This window comes from Streptomyces xanthophaeus, assembly GCF_030440515.1.
GTDB classification, from domain to species: domain Bacteria; phylum Actinomycetota; class Actinomycetes; order Streptomycetales; family Streptomycetaceae; genus Streptomyces; species Streptomyces kutzneri.
In genome coordinates this window covers 6,786,577-6,804,180 of record NZ_CP076543.1, presented here as the reverse complement: position 1 = coordinate 6,804,180, position 17,604 = coordinate 6,786,577, and the positions used below count along the sequence as shown (strand labels likewise).

The window sequence follows — 17,604 nt, the reverse complement described above, 5'->3', positions numbered from 1 at the left end:
AAGATGTCCGCATGTCAGAGACCCTCCACAACGGCAGTGCACCGCGGCTGCCCCGCCAGGTGGCCGACGCGTACGTCGACGACCTCATCGCCCTCGACCCGATCACGGGGACCTACCTCGGTGTCGCCGCGAGTTCGAGCAAGCTCCCGGACTTCTCCCCGGCGGGCCGTGCGGCCGTAGCCGGGCTCATCCGCGAGACCCTCACGCAGCTCGACGCCGCCGAGTCGGCGCCGGGCGCCGACAGCGACGCCGAACGCCGCTGCGCGCGGCTGCTGCGCGAGCGCCTCACCGCCGAGCTCGCCGTACTCGAGGCCGACGAGGACCTGTGCGCGGTCAGCAACATCCACAGCCCCGCGCACTCCGTCCGTGAGATCTTCTCCCTGACCCCCGCCGACACCGACGAGGACTGGGCGGCGATCGCCGAGCGCCTGCGCGCCGTACCCGCCGCCTTCGACGGCTACCGCGAGAGCCTCGGACTCGGCCTGGAGCGCGGCCTGTACGGTGGCCCCCGCGCCACCACCACCATGATCGGCCAGCTCACGACCTGGGTCGGCCAGGACGGCTCCGAGGCGCCCTTCTTCGAGGGCTTCGTCTCCGCCGGCCCGGACTCCCTGCGCGCCGAACTGGACGCCGCGGCCGCCGCCGCGACCGCCGCCGTCGTCGAACTGCGCGACTGGATGAGCGCGGTGTACGCCCCGGCCGTCGAGGGCAAGCCCGACACCGTGGGCCGCGAGCGCTACGCCCGCTGGGCCCGTTTCTTCAACGGCACCGACCTGGACCTGGAAGAGGCGTACGCCTACGGCTGGTCGGAGTACCACCGGCTGCTCGCCGAGATGAAGTCCGAGGCTGCCAAGATCCTCCCGGGTGCCGGCCCCTGGGAGGCGCTGAAGCACCTGGACCAGCACGGCACCCACATCGAGGGCGTGGACGAGGTCCAGGCCTGGCTGCAGGGCCTGATGGACGAAGCCATCGAGAACCTCGACGGCACGCACTTCGAACTCGCCGAGCGCGTCCGCAAGGTGGAGTCCCGCATCGCCCCGCCGGGCGGCCCCGCGGCCCCGTACTACACGTCCCCTTCCGAGGACTTCTCCCGCCCGGGCCGCACCTGGCTGCCCACCATGGGCCTGACCCGCTTCCCCGTGTACGACCTGGTGTCCACCTGGTACCACGAGGGCGTGCCGGGCCACCACCTGCAGCTCGCGCAGTGGACGCACGTGGCGGACCAGCTCTCGCGCTACCAGGCCACCGTCGGCATGGTCAGTGCCAACGCCGAGGGCTGGGCGCTGTACGCGGAGCGGCTGATGGACGAGCTGGGCTACCTCAAGGACGCCGAGCAGCGCCTGGGTTACCTGGACTGCCAGATGATGCGCGCGGCGCGCGTCATCGTGGACATCGGCATGCACGTGGGCCTGGAGATCCCGGCGGACTCGCCGTTCCACCCGGGCGAGCAGTGGACGGTGGACCTGGCGCAGGAGTTCTTCGGCCTGCACAGCGGCCGGCCGGCGGACTTCGTCGAGAGCGAGCTGACCCGCTACCTGTCGATGCCGGGACAGGCGATCGGCTACAAGCTGGGTGAGCGCGCCTGGCTCCTGGGCCGGGACAACGCGCGTGCCGCGCACGGCGATTCCTTCGACCTGAAGGCCTGGCACATGGCGGCGCTGTCGCAGGGCTCGCTGGGACTGGACGACCTGGTGGACGAGCTGTCGAAGCTCTGACACCCGGGCTCGGCCGCCCGGCGGCGAACGACGGACGGGCCGCTCATCCCCGAGGGGGTGGGCGGCCCGTCCGCGTGGGCCCGGTACGTGTGTGCCGGCCCACGGCCCCGTAAGGCGCTCACCTCAGCAGCCGCAGTCGTCCGAGTCGGTCGGCGCGGTCAGCGGGTCGGCCTCGGCGCGCTGCTGGCTGCCCTGCCAGGTCTCGACCTCGAAGCCCTCGCGGATCCAGTACTCGATGCCGCCGAGCATCTCCTTGACCTGGAAGCCGAGTTCGGCCAGGGCGAGGGCGGAGCGGGTGCCTCCGTTGCAGCCGGGGCCCCAGCAGTACGTGACCACAGGGACGCTCCTGTCCAGGAGCCGCTCGGCCTGTTCGGGGATGAGGGCGGTGGGCAGGTGGACGGCGCCGGGCACATGAGCCTGGTCCCAGGAAGGAGTGGAGCGGGAGTCGACGAGCTGGAAGCCGAGCTCGGCGCCCTGCTCGCGGTGGGCCTTGAAGGCGGCGGCCACGTCCGACACGTCCGCGTGGAAGGCCAGGCTGGCGGCGAAGTACGCGGCGGCCGCGGCCGGGGAGGCCGGGGGCACCCGGAGCACGGGGTTGGTGGTGGCGGGGGCGGCGGAGCCCGGCTGGTTCGTGTGCGTCTGCGTCGTCGTCATGGCAAGAAATCTACGATCTGTTGATCATCGTCGGAAGTGGGTTTCCCCGGGCTTTTCCTTGTCCGACCGGGGAATCCCCTGCTAGACCTGCATCATGACCGACTATTCCCCTGACGCCACCGACTGGCGGATCCTCGAAGCGCTCCAGCGGGACGGCCGCGCCAGTTTCACCGAGCTCGCCCGCTCCGTGTCCATGTCGGCGAGCGCCGTCACCGAGCGGGTCCGCCGGCTGGAGGAGACCGGCATCATCACCGGCTACACGGCGGTGGTGGACCCGGAGAGGCTCGGCAAGTCGATCCTCGCCCTGGTGCGGCTGCGCTACCCGCACGGCAACTACAAGCCCTTCCACGACTTCCTGGAGGCCACCCCGGAGATCCTGGAGGCCCACCACGTCACGGGCGACGACTGCTTCGTCCTCAAGGTCGCGACCCGCTCGATGTCCCACCTGGAGGAGGTCACGGGCCGGATCGCGGGGCTCGGATCGGTGACGACGAGCATCGTCTACTCCTCTCCGCTGCCCCGCAGGCCCCTCAGTCCGTGAGCGCCGCCGTCCGGTGGCGCACCACGGAGCCGCCGCGCTGCTTGACGATCTCCAGCTGGGCCTGGACCCGCGTCCGCAGGTCGGCGACGTGGCTGACGATGCCGACACTGCGGTCCCGCTCGCGCAGCGAGTCCAGGACGTCGAGCACCTCGTCCAGCGCCTGGTCGTCGAGGCTGCCGAAGCCCTCGTCGATGAAGAGGGTGTCGAGGCGCATCCCGCCCGCCTCGTCGGTGACCACGTCGGCGAGGCCGAGCGCCAGGGCGAGCGAGGCGAAGAAGGTCTCGCCGCCCGACAGGGTGGCGGTGTCCCGCTCACTGCCGGTCCACGCGTCGACCACGTGCAGTCCGAGGCCGGAGCGCCCCCGTCCGCCCGCCCGCGCGTCGGAGTGGACCAGGGTGTAGCGGCCGCCGGACATGCGCAGCAACCGTACCGTCGCGGCGGCGGCCACCTGTTCCAGGCGGGCGGCCAGTACGTAGGCCTCCAGGCGCATCTTGCGTTCGTTGTCGGCGGAGGTGCCGGCGGTGAGTCCGGCCAGCCGGGCGACGCGGTCGTAGGCCTCGCGCAGCGGGCCCAGCGCGCGCAGCTCCTGCTCGGCCTGCCGGGAGAGCCGGTCGAGCTCCGTGCACCGCACCCGGGCCGCGTCGGCCGCCGAACCTGCCGTACGAAGCTTCGCCGCGGCCCTGGCCTCGTACGCCTCGGCCGCCTCCGGTGCGGCCGGAGGCAGGGCTGCCGCTTCGGCGGCGCCGGTCTCGCGACGGCGGTCCGCCAGCAGGGCCTCCTCCGTCTGCCAGGCGTCCAGCCGGTGCTGGAGCGCGGTGCGTTCGTACTCGGGGAGCACCGCGTCGGCGGCGGCCTCGACGGTGTCGAAGCCGGCCTTGAACGCGGCATCGGCGAGCTGGTCGTCGGCCTCCTTCAGCCGGGCCGCGGTGGTCTCGGCCCTGCGCAGCGAGGTGGCCGCGCCGGAGACCATCCGGACCCGGTCCTCCAGGGTGCGGGCACGGGCCGCGACGCTGGGAGCGCCGTCCCGTACGAGGGCGAGTTCGGCCTCCAGCCCGGCCTGTTCGCGGTCCAGGGCCTCGCGCCGGGAGGCCCTGGCGGCGGCCCGGGTCTCGGCGCCCTGCCGGTCGGCGCTGCGCGCGGCGTGCTCCCGCTCGGCCCGGGCGAGCCGCTCACGGGCGGCGTGCAGGCCGGCTGCCGCGGCGTGGGCGGCGGCATGGCGGGCACTCAGGTCGGCGGTCAGGTCAAGGAGTTCGGCGGTGGTGGTCTCGCCGGCGGCGGCCGCGGCCTCGGCGCGGGCCTCCTGCGCGGCGGCGAGCCGGCGCTCGACGGCGGCCCGGGTCTGCTCGGCCCGTTCGAAGTGGGCGTGGGCCGCGTCCTCGGCCGCGCGGTCCACGTGGCCGGGGGCCGGGCGGGCCGGAGCGGGGTGTTCCGCGGACCCGCACACCGTGCAGGCCTCCCCGGCCACCAGTGACTCGGCGAGCTCGGCGGCGATCCCGCGCAGGCGGGCCTCCTTGAGCTCCAGCCAGCGCTCCCGGGCGGCGGCCGACTCCTCGCGCAGGGTGAGCAGTTCGGCCGAGGCGCGCGCCGCGTCGGCATCGAGCTCGTCCCGCCGGCGGGCGGCGTTCAGCTGCATGCGGGCGGGTTCCAGCCGGCCCGCGAGCTGCTCGGCCAGGGTGGCGGCCTGCTGGGCGGCGTCCGCGCGCTCCTGCAGCGCCGTCCGGGTCGCCTCCCAGCGCTCCAGCCATTCGGCGGACTCCTGGTGCTGCTCGTCGGCCGCCCGGGACTCCCGTTCCAGGTCGGCCCGTTCACGGCCGATCTCGGCGCTGCGCTGTTCGGTCCGCTGCGCCGCGCCGAGCGCGCCGAGGGCTTCGCGCAGCCGCTGCTCGATGTCGGCGAGCTGCTCGGCTCCCGCCTCCTTCAGCGTCGGCGGGAGCTGCGCGCGGGCGGAGGCCTCGGCGTGCGCGGCGGCGAGGTGCGCGGCGGAGGCGGCGCCGCGCAGCTCCAGGGCGGGGGCCACCAGGGCGCCGCGCCGGGCCCGGTCCAGCAGGCCGTGCACCCGCTCCCGCTCGGGCGCCGCCTCGGCGAGCAGGGCGGCCCGGCGCAGGGTCTCCGCGTGCCGGCGCTGCAGCCGGTCGAGCTCCCGGGCGTCCTCGGCCGCGCGCCGTGCGGCGGCGTGCCGGCTCTCGACGGCGGCCAGTGCGTACTCGGCGACGTCGAGGCGTTCGCGGGCCGCGCAGCGGGCGACGGCCGCCCAGGCCCGGACGGCCTCGGCGAGCCCGGGATCGCCCGGCTGGTGTCCGGGCATGGGCCAGGCCCGCAGATCGGCGCTGTCCCCGGCGGCCTGGGCGAGCCGCTGGGCGGTGTGGAGCACCTTCTCGTCGCCGGCCCGGACCTTGGCCTCGGCGGCCCGGCGGCGCTCGCCGAGCAGGGCCTCGACTGCGGCGAAGCGGCGGGTGTCGAAGAGCCGGCCGAGCAGCCGGCCTCGGGCTGCCTCGTCGGCGCGCAGGAAGCGGGCGAACTCCCCTTGCGGCAGCAGTACGACCTGGCAGAACTGCTCGCGGCTCATGCCGAGCAGCTGCTCGATCTCCTCGCCGATCTCCTGGTGGGAGCGGCTGAGCGGCTCCCAGCCCGCGCCGGTGTGCTCGCGCAGCCAGCTCTGGGCCTTGTCCTTGGTGGTGCCCGTGCCGCGCTTCTTCGGGCGCTCCTGTTCGGGCCGCCGGGTGATCTCCAGGCGGCGGCCGCCCGCGGTGAGTTCGAGGGTGACCTCGGTCGGGGTGTGGGCCGCGGCGTGGTCGCTTCGCAGGCTCGTGCCGGGGGCCTGGCGGGGGCCGGGCACGGAACCGTAGAGCGCGTAGCAGACGGCGTCGAGCACGGAGGTCTTCCCGGCGCCGGTGGGTCCGTGCAGGAGGAAGATGCCGGCGCCGGACAGGGCGTCGAAATCGATCTCCTGGGGTTCGGCGAACGGTCCGAAGGCGGTCACGGCCAGCCGGTGGAGCCTCATCGGTGGGTCTCCCGGTGGCTGTCGTCGGCGCGTACGTCGTCGAAGGCGCCCTGGAGGACGGCCCGTTCGGCCTCGTCGGCATGGCCGCCGCCGCGTACGTGGGCGACGAAGTCCTCGGCGATCTCCTGGTCGCTGCGGCCCTTGAGCCGCTGGGCGTAGGACGCGCCGGTCTCCTCCTGGCGGCCCTCGGGGTCGAAGGCGAGGGTGAGGGTGTGCGGGAAGCGTGCGGCGAGGCGGGCCATGGGGTCGTCGGGGCGGACCGGGTCGGTGAGAGTGGCCTCGACCCAGGCGTCCTCGTGGACCTGGTGCGCCGGATCCTGCAGCAGGTCCTCCAGCCGTCCGCGGAGCCGGGCGAGGGTGCGCGGGACGGGGGCGTCGATCCGCTCGGCGGCGGCGATCCCGCCCTGCGCGCCGAGTTCGATCAGCCACATGGTCTTGCGGTGGCCGGCCTCGGAGAAGGAGTAGGCGAGCGGGGAACCGGAGTAGCGGACCCGTTCGTTGATCGTCTGGCAGCCGTGGAGGTGGCCGAGGGCGGCGTAGTCCACGCCGTCGAAGACGGAGGCGGGCACGGCCTCGACCCCGCCGACGGTGATGTCGCGTTCGCTGTCGCTGGCCTGTCCGCCCGTGACGAAGGCGTGTGCGAGGACGACCGAACGGGTGCCGGGCGCGCGGGTGGCCAGGTCGGCCCGGATCCGGTCCATGGCGGCACCGAGGACCGCCTCGTGACTCACCTTCTCCGCGCCGAACTGGTCCTTGACCAGGGCGGGCTCCAGGTACGGCAGGCCGTACAGCGCCACGTCACCGTGTACGTCGGCCAGGACGACGGGGTCGGCGCAGCCGGCCGGGTCGGTCCGCAGGTGGATCCCGGCGCGGTCGATCAGCCCGGCCCCGACGCCGAGGCGGCGCGCGGAGTCGTGGTTGCCGGAGATCATCACGGTGGGTACGCCGAGGTCGGCGAGGCGGTGGAGGGCCCGGTCGTACAGCTCGACGGCGGACAGCGGGGGCACGGCCCGGTCGTAGACGTCACCGGCGACGAGGACGGCGTCGACCTCGCGTTCGCGCACGGTCTCGACGAGGTGGTCGATGAAGAGCGCCTGGGCGCCCAGCAGGTTGACCCGGTGGAAGGCCCGGCCGAGGTGCCAGTCGGAGGTGTGCAGGAACTTCACTCGCCGGCCCCGCCGCGCATGCCGTCTCCCCCTGGTCGTCTCCCGCCCGCTGAACCCCTCTACGCTAACCCGTCCCCGGGGGCGCTCAGGGCGCGTACGTCTCTCCGCCGAGGGTGAGACCGGCGCTGCCCGCGGTGGTGTCGGCGAGCCAGGCCTCGAAGGCGGGCAGGTCCGCCTCCGGGAGGGCCACCTCTATCTCCACCTCGGCCCCGTAGCGCAGGTCCACCACGGTCCGGCCGGTGGAGCGCAGATCGTTCTGGGTCTTGCCGGCCCGCTGGTGGTCGACGGTGACGGTGGCCAGCCGGTAGCGGCGCCGGGTGACGGTGCCGAGCTCGTCGAGGGCCTCGCCGACGACCCCGCCGTAGGCCCTGATCAGGCCGCCGGCGCCGAGCTTCACGCCGCCGTAGTAGCGGGTGACGACGGCGACCGCGTAGCGGATGTCGCGGCGCATGAGCATCTGCAGCATGGGCACCCCGGCGGTGCCGCCGGGCTCGCCGTCGTCGCTGGCCTTCTGGACGGAGGCGTCCGCGCCGACGACGTAGGCGAAGCAGTTGTGCGTGGCGGTGGGGTGCTCCTTGCGGATGCGGGCGACGAAGTCCTGGGCCTCCTGCTCGGTCGCGGCGGGCGCGAGCGAGCACAGGAAGCGCGAGCGGTTGATCTCGGACTCGTGCACGCCCTCACGGGCCACCGTCACGTACTGGTCTGCCTTCACCTCACCACCCTAAGCGGTGCAGAACGGGCTCCCGCCCGTCCGTGGCGGGGCCGGGGGTAGGTTGGCGGACATGGTGCTGCGGGGGTGGAACTACCGGTACGTGGGACCGGCCGAGCTGAGGGCGCTCGTCCGGCCGGAGGGCGAGGGCCGGAGCATCCGCTCGGCCGCCGAGTTCGAGGACTGGGCCTCGGGCCCGGCGGCGGCCGAGCTGTCCGAGCCCTTCACCTTCGTCGTGGACCGCGCCGGTGTGCTGCGGCTCGCGCCGCGGCGCAGCGAGCACGTGGTCTGCTCCGGCGGCGGCACGGTGCTGAGCGCCGGGGAGATCACCTTCGGGCGGGGGTCCGGGCGGTGGGTGGTCCGTGCGGTGAGCAACCAGTCGACCGGATACTGCCCGGACCCCGGCTCGTGGCCGGCCGTCGCGGACGCCCTGGACGCGGCGGGACTCGGCCTGCGCCCGGACGGCTTCACCCACGAGGTGGTCTTCCGGCGCTGCCCTGCCTGCGCGCAGCTGAACGTCGTCCGGGAGGAGCACTTCGTCTGCGTCTTCTGCGACGCATCCCTGCCGGCGGTCTGGAACGTGGACCCGTCAGCGGGGTAGGCAGCCCAGCACGGCCCGGAACCTCTCGCGCCCCGACGCGACGCTCGCTTCCCACAGGCCCGCGGCGTCACCGCTCACCGAGCGGGCCTGCAGCGCTTCCTCCTCGGCCCGGAAGCCGCCGCCACCGGCCAGGTTCTGGTCCAGCAGGCCCATCGCGGTGAGCGCGGCATGACCGCAGGACAGTGCGTGGTCGGCATCCGCCGAGGCATTGGCCAGCAGTGCGTACCGCAGGACGAGGACGCCGAAGAAGGCATACGTCCCCGCGACATCGGTGATGCCCTCTTCGCAAAGCTGCAGTTCCGGGAAACCCTCCAGCGCGCGCACCCGCTCGGCCGCGTCGGGCAGCGCCCGGTCCGCGTACCAGAGGCCTTGCACGGACTCAACGCAGAGGTCGAGATCGGCTGCGCGGTCCGGCATGCCCGCCCGCATGCCGATGAACAGGGGCGCCATGCGTTCGGCGCAGGCGGCCACGTACAGGCGGACCGCCTCGCGCTCACCCGTGCGCAGGGCCTCCACGACGGAGCCCTCCACCAGCGTGTCCACGTCCCACCCCTCGTACCGTTCGAACGGATCGACAGACTACAGAGCGGCCCCGGGGAATGGCGCCCGGAGGTTTTCGGTTGACGCCGCTGAGCGCCGGCCGGTCCGAGGCGGTCGGGAAACGGCGGACAGGGCCGGCGGGGACAAGGGCATCAGGAGGCGGCACACGTGTACGGCGATCCGGCAACCATCCGCAAGATCCTCACCGAGCTCGGCGACACCTGGGCCGTGGTGGGGCTCTCGAACAACCAGGACCGCGCGGCCTACGGGGTGGCCCGCGTGCTCCAGCGCTTCGGCAAGCGTGTGATCCCCGTGCACCCCAAGGCCGAGACCGTGCACGGTGAGCCCGGGTACGCCTCGCTGGCGGACATCCCGTTCAAGGTGGACGTGGTGGACGTCTTCGTGAACAGCGAGCTGGCCGGCCCCGTCGCCGACCAGGCGGCGTCCGTCGGCGCCGAGGCCGTCTGGTTCCAGCTCGGCGTGATCGACGAGGCCGCGTACGCCCGCACCCGCGGGGCGGGGCTGACGATGGTCATGGACCGCTGCCCCGCGATCGAGATCCCGGCGCTCTAGCCGGCGGACGCGCCGGTGCCGGTGCCGGTGCCGGTGCCCCCGTGCGTGTGTGCGGTGGCGTGCGCGTGCGCGGGCACCGGTGCCGAGACCGGCGGGACCGACACCGCGAGGGTCATCTCCATCGGTACGGAGCCGTCGTTGCGGTAGGAGTGCGCGAGGTTCGCCTCGAACGCGGCCGCGGCCCCGGCCGGGACGCGGAACTCCTCCTCGCCGACCACCAGGGTCAGCTCTCCTGCCGTGACGTGCAGCATCTCGATGGTGCCGGACGGGTGCGGGACGGAGTCCGTCCCCTCGCCCGGCACCAGGTGCCAGGTCCACAGCTCCATCGGCCCGCGCTCGTCGGTGCCGATCAGCATCGTCGTCGAACTGCCCGCCTCGCTGGACCAGATCCGCACCACCTGGTCCGGTGGAACGACGCGGACCTGCGGGCCCCGGTCGTGGTCGAGGAGCGCGGAGATGCTGACGCCCAGCGCGTCGGCCAGCCTGACCGTGGTGCCCACGCTGGGGTTCGTACGGGCCTGCTCGATCTGGATGATCATCCCGCGGCTCACTCCCGCGCGGGCCGCCAGGGAGTCCAGGGTGAAACCGCGCTCGCCGCGCCACCGCTTGAGGTTCCGGGCGAGCGCCTGGGTGAGCTGTTCGAGGTCCGACACCATTCCGTCCAATATTCTGGATGACACAGTCCAACAGGGTGCACTAACGTGTTCTGTGTTCGATCCTGCACTCCCGCGTTCACTGCACTGTACTGCGAGGCCCCATGACCGCCCTCTTCGCCCTGGCCACAGCTGTGCTGTGGGGGCTCGCCGACTTCGGCGGCGGGCTGCTGACCCGCCGGATCCCGGCGCTCACGGTGGTCGTCGTCTCGCAGGTCGTCGCCGTGGTCGTGCTCGGCGCGGTGGTCCTCGGCACCGGCGCCTGGCGGGAGGCGGGCCCGCAGCTGTGGTTCGCGGTCGGCGCGGGCCTGGTCGGACCGGTCGCCATGCTCAGCTTCTACAAGGCGCTGGCCCTCGGCCCGATGGGCGTGGTCTCGCCGCTGGGCTCCCTCGGCGTGGTCGTGCCCGTCACCGCGGGGCTGCTCCTGGGCGAGCGGCCCGGCCTCGGGCAGTTCGCGGGGATCGCGGTGGCCGTCGTCGGCATCGTCCTGGCGGGCGGCCCGGAGCTGCGCGGCGCGCCCGTCCAGCGGCAGGCCGTCATCCTCACCCTGGTCGCGGCCTTCGGCTTCGGCGCGGTGATGGCCCTGATCTCGGAGGCGTCCAGCAGCGTCACCGGACTGTTCCTCGCGCTGTTCGTGCAGCGGGTCACCAATGTCGCCGTGGGTGGCGCCGCCCTGTGGACGCAGACCCGGCGCGGCATTCCCGCCCTTCCGGCCGGCGCCGGCCCGAAGCTCCTCTGGGGGCTGCTGCCCGCCCTGGCCTTCGTCGGCCTCGCGGACGTCGCGGCCAACGGCACGTACTCCATAGCCGCCCAGAACGGCCCGGTCACCATGGCCGCCGTACTGTCCTCGCTCTACCCGGTGATCACCGCGCTCGCCGCCTTCGCCGTACTCAAGGAACGGCTGCGCACGGTGCAGGCCGCGGGCGCCGGCCTGGCCCTCGCCGGAACGGTTCTCCTGGCTGCGGGCTGACCTGCAGGACGGCCTAGGAGTGCTCGGCCTCCGCGAGCTCGGCCAGACCGCGCAGCTGCTCCGGGGTCATCCCGTCGGGGATCGGCACCGGCGTCGGCGTGCGCAGCGGCGGCTGCCAGCCCGTCTCCGGCTCCCAGCGCCGTACGATGCGCGCCGGCGCCCCCGCCACCACGGCGTGGTCCGGGACCTCGCCCCGTACGACGGCGCCCGCGGCCACGACCACGTTGCGGCCGAGGCGCGCGCCCGGAAGGATCACCGCGCCGGTGCCGAGCCAGCACCCGGGGCCGATCTCGACCGGGGCGTTGCGCGGCCACTGCCGGCCGACGGGCTCGTGCGGGTCGTCGTAGCTGTGGTTGGTGGACGTGATGTAGACCCCGGGGCCGCAGAAGGTGTTCGAGCCGATGGTGATCCGGGCGTCGGCGATGACATGGCTGTTGCGGCCTATGACCACCCCGTCGCCGAGCACCAGCATCGGCTCGGAGCCGAGGTCCAGGTCCGGCATCATCCCGGCGGTGAGGGTGACCTGCTCGCCGATGATGCAGTGCCCGCCGAGCCGGATCCACCGCTCACCGAAGACGGTGCCCTGCGGGAAGGCGAGCCGGGTGCCGTCCCCGATCGCACCGAACCTGAGCCGCCCCGGGGTCTGCGCGGTGACCGCCCCGGCCTGCTGCATCCAGCGCCAGCCGGTGTGGACCACGCGGCTCGCCAGCCGGCGGCGCACGGCCGTCAGAGATGAGAACGTGTTCTGTTTCTTCGGCACCCGGCCACGGTAGTGCGCCGGGCCCCGCTCGCCCCGGCCACACTCCTGTGATCTTCACCCCATCGCCGGTGCGGCGGCACGCGTGGCCTACGGTGCCGTTAGCGCGGCAACCGGACGACGGACGCAGAGGAAGAGAAACATGACGCACCAGGCGGCCCAGGCACTCGTGGCGGGTGTCGGCGGCAAGAACCCGGACATCGACCCGACGGCCTTCACGGCTCCGACCTCGGTCGTGGTCGGCGACGTCACCCTCGCCGCGGGCGCGAGCATCTGGTACTCGGCGGTGCTGCGCGCCGACTGCGGCCCGATCACGCTCGGTGCCGACAGCAACGTGCAGGACAACTGCACGGTGCACGTGGACCCCGGCTTCCCGGTCTCGATCGGCGAGCGGGTCTCCATCGGCCACAACGCCGTCGTGCACGGCTGCACCGTCGAGGACGACTGTCTGATCGGCATGGGGGCGACCGTGCTGAACGGCGCCGTGATCGGCGCCGGTTCGCTGGTCGCCGCGCAGGCCCTGGTCCCGCAGGGCATGGTGGTCCCGCCCGGCTCCCTGGTGGCGGGCGTGCCCGCCAAGGTGCGCCGTGAGCTGACCGACGAGGAGCGCGAGGGCATCAAGGTCAACGCCCTGATGTACGTGGAGCTGGCCAAGCAGCACCGCGCGTCGGTGACCCCGGAGGGCTAGGTGTGTTGTCCCGGGACGTTGGTGACACGCGTGCTGGGTCCTTGAAATGGGTGAGGGCCTCCGGGTTCGGTGTGGATTGCGACATCTGCACCTAGCCGAGGAGGCCCTCGTGGTCCACCGTAATGCCCCGCTGACGGAGACCGGGCGACTGCGCCTGGCCCGGTGCGTCGTCGATGACGGCTGGCCCGTGCGGCGGGCCGCGGAACGGTTCCAGGTCAGCCACACCACCGCGGCCCGCTGGGCCGGCCGCTACCGGATGCTGGGCATCGCCGGAATGAGTGACCGGTCCAGCCGGCCACACCACCAACCCGCCAGGACGCCGACCGCCGTGGAGCAACAGGTGCTGCGGATGCGGCGCGAGCACCGGATCGGGCCGCTGCGGCTGGCCGCCCGCTGCCGGATCGCACCCTCGACCGCCCACCGGATTCTCCAGCGGCACGGCCTGCCCCCGCTGGCCGCCCTGGACCGGGCCACCGGCGAACCCGTTCGCCGCTACGAACGGGCCCGCCCCGGCGAACTCGTCCACATCGACGTCAAGAAACTCGGCCGGATCCCTGACGGCGGCGGGCACCAGGCACTGGGCAGAGCCGAAGGCCGCCGCAACAAAACCGGTGCCGGCTGGGCCTACCTGCACACCGCACTCGACGATCACACCCGCCTCGCCTACACCGAAGACCTGCCCGACGAGACCGCCCCGACCTGCGCCGCCTTCCTCACCCGGGCCACCGCCTGGTTCGCGTCCCTGGGCATCAACGTCGAACGTGTCCTGACCGACAACGCCTGGGCCTACACCAAGCACACCTGGCGCCAGACCTGCCGCGATCTGGACATCCAGCCCCGATGGACCAGGCCCTGGCGCCCACAGACCAACGGCAAGGTCGAACGCTTCCACCGCACCCTGCTCGAAGAATGGGCCTACCAGAAGCCCTACACCTCAGACCGGCAGCGCCAGGAAGCTTTCACCGACTGGCTGCACTGGTACAACTACCACCGACCCCACACCGGCATCAGTGGCCAGACACCCGCCAGCCGCGCCACCAACCTGTCCGGACAACACATCTAGGCCGTCCTTTCCGGAGCTTGCCGGGCCTCCCACGCGGCCACGAGCAGCGCCCTGACGGCCTTGTGGTCCGGGTCGCGCGAGAAGGGTCCGCGGCGGGCGGTGATCCACTGCCCGGACGTCCCTTCCCGGACGGTCCGCTCGGTGAGGACGGCGCCCCGCGCGAGCAGCAGCTCCACCACGGCCGGGTAGCCGAAGCGGGCGGACCAGTCGAGCACGGTGCGGTCCCTCATCTCCTCCTCGATGTCGGCGCCCCGGTCCAGCAGCAGGTCCACGAGCTCCGTGTGCTCGCGGTCCCTGCGCGTGGCCGCGAGCACCAGCGGCACGTAGCGCATCCGTCCGGCGGGACCGCCGGGCGGGGCTCCCGCGTCGAGGAGGGCCCGGGCGACGTCCATGTCCCCGCGCATCGCCGCCAGGCACATCGGCGTCGCCTCGTCGTAGGGACCCGCGTCGAGCCGCGGGTCGGCGCCCGCCGCGAGGAGCAGCCGGACGATCTCCGCGTGCCCGGCGCACACGGCCAGGTCCAGCGCTCGTCGGCCGCCGATGACGTAGGCGTCGGCCTCGGCTCCGGCGGCGAGCAGGCGCTGCACCAAGGCGGTATCGCCGCTCTCGGCCGCTCGTCCCAGGCCGTTGATCAGCGGGTTGTAGTGGTCCGACCGGCCCTCGTCGGACCACTCCCCCTCCGGTCCGGCCGCTGCCGTCATTCGCCGACGGTGGCCCGGGTCGCCGCCTGCGAGGGGATCTCCGCTTCGGCGGCCCCGGCGGCCGCGGCCGCCTTCTTCATCCGGCTGCGCATCACGAGCGTGACCGCGAGCCCGAACAGCACGGCGAGCGCCAGGGCCAGCCAGGAGAACCGCTTCAGCCACGGCTCGGCGACGATCCCCACCGAGTAGATGACGGCCGTGGTGCCGCCGGCCCAGAGGATGCCACCGAGGACGTTGGCGACGAGGAAGCGCCAGTAGGGCATGTGCAGCACGCCCGCCAGCGGCCCGGCGAAGATCCGCAGCAGGGCCACGAACCGTCCGAAGAAGACGGCCCACATGCCCCACTTCTCGAAGGAGCGTTCCGCCAGCGCCACCTGCTGGGGTCCGAAGTGCTTGGGGAAGCGCCGGCCGAGGCGCTCCAGCAGCGGCTTGCCGCCCCGGCGGCCGATCGCGTAGCCGATCGAGTCGCCCACGATCGCCCCGGTGATCGCGCAGAGCCCCAGGACCACGGGGTCGATCTCCCCGTGCTGCGAGGCCAGCAGCGCGGAGCTGACCAGGATGATCTCTCCCGGCAGCGGGATGCCGAGGCTCTCCAGCCCGATGACCAGACCCACCAGGAGATAGATGCTGACCGCCGGAATCGTCTCCAGCCATTCCTGGATGTGCACCGGTACGTCCTCCCGTGTCGTCCCCGGCGCGCCCCCTGTGACACGCCGAACGGGCAGCCTATCCGCTCGTCACGACCGCCTTGGACCTCAGTGGCAGTTCACGGGACGAACGGCCCACGAACACCTGCCGTCGGCCGGAACCCAGCACCCAGGCATGCCGCTCCGGGTCCCATGACGACAGCGCCCGCGCGGTGATGTCGAGGGTGACCCGCTCCGCCCCGCCCGGTGCCAGGACCAGTCGCCGGTATCCGGCCAGCGCGCGCACCGGCTGGTCGAGCTCGAGCTCCGCGGACGGGCCGACGTACACCTGGGCCACCTCGGTGCCCTTGCGGCGACCGGTGTTGCGGACGGTGAACTCCACGCGCAGCCCGCCCCGCTCCGGCCGGACGCTGAGCTTCTCGTACTGCCAGGTGGTGTACGAGAGCCCGTGCCCGAAGGGGAACAGCGGGGTCACCCGCTGGGCGTCGTACCAGCGGTGGCCGACGTGGATGCCCTCGGAGTACTCCTGCCGGCCGCCCACTCCCGGGTAGCGCAGCGGGTCACCGCCGACCGGGGTGGCCTGCTCGTCGGCCGGGAAGGTCTGGGTGAGGCGGCCTCCGGGGTCCACGTCCCCGAAGAGGAGATCGGCGGTGGCTCCCGCGCCCTCCTGGCCCGGGTAGTACATCTGGAGGACCGCTCCGGTACGGGAGAGCCACGGCATCGTCGTACTGGAGGAGGTGTTGAGCACGACGGTCGTACGGGGGTTCGCGGCGGCCACCGCCTCGATCAGCCGCTCCTGCCCGCCCGGGAGGGCCAGGGAGGTCCGGTCCCGGCCCTCGGTGGCGTCCTCGTAGGCGAACAGCACCACGCTGCGGGCCGACTTCGCGGTCTTCACGGCCTCGGCGAGGTCCGCGGCGCGGATCGCCCCGGTGGTGTGCCGGATCCGGAAGCGCTGGCCCTTGTCCCCGCCCTCGGCGGTCACGGCGAGCCGGTGTGCGCCCGCCTTGAGGGCGAGGGTGGTGCGGCGGACGCTCATGCCGTCGGGTGCGGAGCCGAGCAGGCCGCCGGCGAAGTACTCGGCCACGCCCTGCCGGACGGGGAACAGCTCCTCCCCGTCGAGGCGTACGACGGGCCGCTTCCCGGTGTAGTGGACGAGCAGGGTCCACTCGTCGTCGTCCGCGAGGCGGAACTCCCCCTCGTGGCTCCAGACGCGCCCGGGGTCCACGGCCCGCGCGTCCAGGTCGGCGGCCGGGATCAGCAGCTTCGCCGGGAGCGGTCGCCCGTACAGGTCCTCGCCGAGGGCGTAGCGGACGGTCGATCCGTTCCCGGCCCGTCGCCGGATGGCGGTGAGCGGGGCGGCCGCCCCGTCGGGGACCACGTGCGCGCTGCCGCCGCCGCCGACGAAGGGCACCTGGCCGGTCGGTCCGATCACCGCGATCGAACGGGCGGCGGCGCCGGTCAGGGGCAGGGTGCCGTGTTCGTTGCGCAGCAGCACCGCTCCCGCGGTGGCCACTTTGCGGGCGGTCCGTGCCCCGGCGGCGGCGTCGCGCGGGGGCCGGGCGGCGGGCGGGGCCGCGAGCAGTCCGAAGCGGTCCATGGTGGTCAGGATCCGGTGGACGGCGAGGTCGACGGCGTCCTCCGGTACGGAGCCGCCGCGCACCGCCTCGCGCAGCGGTCCGCCGAAGTGGGTGCCGCCGGGCATCTCCATGTCGAGGCCGGCGCCGATGGCGGCGACGGTGCTGTGGGTGGCGTCCCAGTCGGACATCACCCAGCCGTCGAACCCCCAGCTGCCGCGCAGCAGTTCGTCCAGCAGCGCCTTGCTCTCGCAGGCGTGGACGCCGTTGACCTTGTTGTAGGCGCCCATGACAGCGCCCGCGCCGGCTGCCACGGCGGCCTCGAAGCCCCGTAGCTCGGTCTCGTGGAGGGTCTGCTCGGCGGCGATCACGTCGACGGTGTCGCGGCCGTGCTCCTGGTTGTTGAGGGCGAAGTGCTTGACGGTGGCGATGAGGCCCTCGTCCTGGATGCCGCGGATCATCTCGCCCACCAGGTCGGCGGTCAGGTGCGGGTCCTCGGCGAAGGTCTCGAAGTTCCGGCCCGCGTACGGGGTGCGGATGAGGTTGACCATGGGTGACAGCAGGACGTCCTGGCCGAGCGCCCGGCCCTCGCGGCCGATGACACGGCCGTACTCGCGGGCCAGCGCCGGGTCGAAGGCGGAGGCGAGCAGGACCGGCGCGGGCAGTGCGGTGGCGGGTCGGGCGACCCGTACCCCGGCGGGCCCGTCGGCCAGGCGCAGCGCCGGGATGCCCAGGCGCGGGACGCCGGGCACGTAGCCGGCCTGGCCGAGGGAGGTGGGATCGGGGGCTCCGTGCAGCAGGCCGGTCTTCTCGTCGAGGGTGAGGCGCTCCAGCAGGGCGTCGATGCGCGCGGCGCCCTTGGCCTCGGCGGCGGCCGGTGCGGCGGGCGGCGCTTCACGGGCTCCTGCGCCCGGCGGCACCCCGGGCGCGCAGGCGCCCGCTCCGAGGGCCGTGCCCGCCGTGCCCGCCGCCGCGAGCAGTCGCATCGCGGAACGTCTGGACACGGCCTCGCTCATGGGCGCTCCCTGCGGCGTGGGTCGGCGGGAGCGG

Annotated in this window: 17 protein-coding genes; 7 read left to right on the top strand and 10 right to left on the bottom strand. The window is 73.6% G+C overall.

The features are described from left to right. Positions 1-11 precede the first annotated feature (11 nt). Complete coding sequence (locus KO717_RS30480) at positions 12-1,715, top strand: DUF885 domain-containing protein (RefSeq protein ID WP_301372613.1); 1,704 nt, start codon at positions 12-14, stop codon at positions 1,713-1,715. 123 nt (positions 1,716-1,838) lie between these two features. Here KO717_RS30480 and KO717_RS30475 read toward each other — a convergent pair whose 3' ends face one another. Next, a complete protein-coding gene (locus KO717_RS30475; RefSeq protein ID WP_301372612.1) occupies positions 1,839-2,369 on the bottom strand; it encodes a rhodanese-like domain-containing protein in 531 nt (176 codons plus the stop codon). A 94-nt stretch (positions 2,370-2,463) separates the two neighbouring features. On the opposite strand from KO717_RS30475, the gene KO717_RS30470 reads away from it, so the two are divergent. After that, on the top strand, positions 2,464-2,910 hold the full coding sequence (locus KO717_RS30470; RefSeq protein WP_030008650.1) for an Lrp/AsnC family transcriptional regulator: 447 nt from the start codon (positions 2,464-2,466) through the stop codon (positions 2,908-2,910). Here KO717_RS30470 and KO717_RS30465 read toward each other — a convergent pair. From KO717_RS30465 to KO717_RS30455, 3 genes are all read right to left on the bottom strand, one after another. After that, the gene (locus KO717_RS30465; protein ID WP_301372610.1) at positions 2,900-5,911 is read right to left on the bottom strand and encodes an AAA family ATPase; all 3,012 of its coding nucleotides are present in this window, start codon (positions 5,909-5,911) and stop codon (positions 2,900-2,902) included. The two genes, KO717_RS30470 and KO717_RS30465, sit on opposite strands and share 11 nt — an antisense overlap. Continuing rightward, positions 5,908-7,077 (bottom strand): exonuclease SbcCD subunit D, encoded by a 1,170-nt coding sequence (locus KO717_RS30460; protein ID WP_301372609.1) that lies wholly within the window; start codon positions 7,075-7,077, stop codon positions 5,908-5,910. The genes KO717_RS30465 and KO717_RS30460 overlap by 4 nt, the downstream gene beginning before the upstream one ends. Positions 7,078-7,162: 85 nt before the next feature. Next, positions 7,163-7,789: a YigZ family protein gene (locus tag KO717_RS30455; protein ID WP_301372608.1), complete on the bottom strand. Its 627-nt coding sequence runs from the start codon at positions 7,787-7,789 to the stop codon at positions 7,163-7,165. Between the two features lie 70 nt (positions 7,790-7,859). Here KO717_RS30455 and KO717_RS30450 point away from each other — a divergent pair, with 70 nt between their 5' ends. Continuing rightward, a complete protein-coding gene (locus KO717_RS30450; protein ID WP_301372607.1) occupies positions 7,860-8,387 on the top strand; it encodes a hypothetical protein in 528 nt (175 codons plus the stop codon). Here the strand turns inward: KO717_RS30450 and KO717_RS30445 are convergent. After that, positions 8,376-8,930: a hypothetical protein gene (locus KO717_RS30445; protein ID WP_301372605.1), complete on the bottom strand. Its 555-nt coding sequence runs from the start codon at positions 8,928-8,930 to the stop codon at positions 8,376-8,378. The genes KO717_RS30450 and KO717_RS30445 overlap by 12 nt on opposite strands. 165 nt (positions 8,931-9,095) lie before the next feature. On the opposite strand from KO717_RS30445, the gene KO717_RS30440 reads away from it, so the two are divergent. Then, complete coding sequence (locus tag KO717_RS30440) at positions 9,096-9,500, top strand: CoA-binding protein (RefSeq protein ID WP_301372604.1); 405 nt, start codon at positions 9,096-9,098, stop codon at positions 9,498-9,500. On the opposite strand, the gene KO717_RS30435 is transcribed toward KO717_RS30440, so the two are convergent. Next, positions 9,497-10,153 carry an XRE family transcriptional regulator gene (locus KO717_RS30435; RefSeq protein WP_301374861.1) on the bottom strand — a complete coding sequence of 219 codons (657 nt, stop codon included), beginning with the start codon at positions 10,151-10,153 and terminating at the stop codon, positions 9,497-9,499. The two genes, KO717_RS30440 and KO717_RS30435, sit on opposite strands and share 4 nt — an antisense overlap. A 104-nt stretch (positions 10,154-10,257) precedes the next feature. Between KO717_RS30435 and KO717_RS30430 the strand changes: the two genes are divergently transcribed. Then, positions 10,258-11,124 carry a DMT family transporter gene (locus tag KO717_RS30430; protein ID WP_301372603.1) on the top strand — a complete coding sequence of 289 codons (867 nt, stop codon included), beginning with the start codon at positions 10,258-10,260 and terminating at the stop codon, positions 11,122-11,124. 13 nt (positions 11,125-11,137) lie between these two features. On the opposite strand, the gene KO717_RS30425 is transcribed toward KO717_RS30430, so the two are convergent. Continuing rightward, positions 11,138-11,884, bottom strand: coding sequence for an acyltransferase (locus tag KO717_RS30425; protein ID WP_301372602.1), 747 nt, complete (start codon positions 11,882-11,884; stop codon positions 11,138-11,140). A gap of 139 nt (positions 11,885-12,023) precedes the next feature. Here KO717_RS30425 and KO717_RS30420 point away from each other — a divergent pair, with 139 nt between their 5' ends. Together KO717_RS30420 and KO717_RS30415 are read left to right on the top strand one after the other, a co-directional pair. Then, entirely contained in the window at positions 12,024-12,569 is a 546-nt protein-coding gene (locus KO717_RS30420) for a gamma carbonic anhydrase family protein (RefSeq protein ID WP_301372601.1), read from the top strand. 109 nt (positions 12,570-12,678) lie between these two features. After that, positions 12,679-13,632 (top strand): IS481 family transposase, encoded by a 954-nt coding sequence (locus KO717_RS30415; protein ID WP_301372547.1) that lies wholly within the window; start codon positions 12,679-12,681, stop codon positions 13,630-13,632. On the opposite strand, the gene KO717_RS30410 is transcribed toward KO717_RS30415, so the two are convergent. The 3 genes from KO717_RS30410 to KO717_RS30400 are packed head-to-tail and all read right to left on the bottom strand — an operon-like array spanning position 13,629 to position 17,570. After that, positions 13,629-14,333 (bottom strand): ankyrin repeat domain-containing protein, encoded by a 705-nt coding sequence (locus KO717_RS30410; protein ID WP_301372600.1) that lies wholly within the window; start codon positions 14,331-14,333, stop codon positions 13,629-13,631. The two genes, KO717_RS30415 and KO717_RS30410, sit on opposite strands and share 4 nt — an antisense overlap. Beyond that, positions 14,330-15,001 (bottom strand): DedA family protein, encoded by a 672-nt coding sequence (locus tag KO717_RS30405; protein WP_301372599.1) that lies wholly within the window; start codon positions 14,999-15,001, stop codon positions 14,330-14,332. The genes KO717_RS30410 and KO717_RS30405 overlap by 4 nt, the downstream gene beginning before the upstream one ends. A gap of 58 nt (positions 15,002-15,059) precedes the next feature. Then, the gene (locus KO717_RS30400) at positions 15,060-17,570 is read right to left on the bottom strand and encodes a glycoside hydrolase family 3 protein (RefSeq protein WP_301372598.1); all 2,511 of its coding nucleotides are present in this window, start codon (positions 17,568-17,570) and stop codon (positions 15,060-15,062) included. Positions 17,571-17,604 lie beyond the last annotated feature (34 nt).

Coding starts and splice junctions, on each gene's coding strand:
- KO717_RS30480 (WP_301372613.1), top strand. CDS start 12: ATGTCAGAGACCCTCCACAACGGCAGTGCACCGCGGCTGCCCCGCCAG.
- KO717_RS30475 (WP_301372612.1), bottom strand. CDS start 2,369: ATGACGACGACGCAGACGCACACGAACCAGCCGGGCTCCGCCGCCCCC.
- KO717_RS30470 (WP_030008650.1), top strand. CDS start 2,464: ATGACCGACTATTCCCCTGACGCCACCGACTGGCGGATCCTCGAAGCG.
- KO717_RS30465 (WP_301372610.1), bottom strand. CDS start 5,911: ATGAGGCTCCACCGGCTGGCCGTGACCGCCTTCGGACCGTTCGCCGAA.
- KO717_RS30450 (WP_301372607.1), top strand. CDS start 7,860: ATGGTGCTGCGGGGGTGGAACTACCGGTACGTGGGACCGGCCGAGCTG.
- KO717_RS30430 (WP_301372603.1), top strand. CDS start 10,258: ATGACCGCCCTCTTCGCCCTGGCCACAGCTGTGCTGTGGGGGCTCGCC.
- KO717_RS30420 (WP_301372601.1), top strand. CDS start 12,024: ATGACGCACCAGGCGGCCCAGGCACTCGTGGCGGGTGTCGGCGGCAAG.
- KO717_RS30410 (WP_301372600.1), bottom strand. CDS start 14,333: ATGACGGCAGCGGCCGGACCGGAGGGGGAGTGGTCCGACGAGGGCCGG.
- KO717_RS30400 (WP_301372598.1), bottom strand. CDS start 17,570: ATGAGCGAGGCCGTGTCCAGACGTTCCGCGATGCGACTGCTCGCGGCG.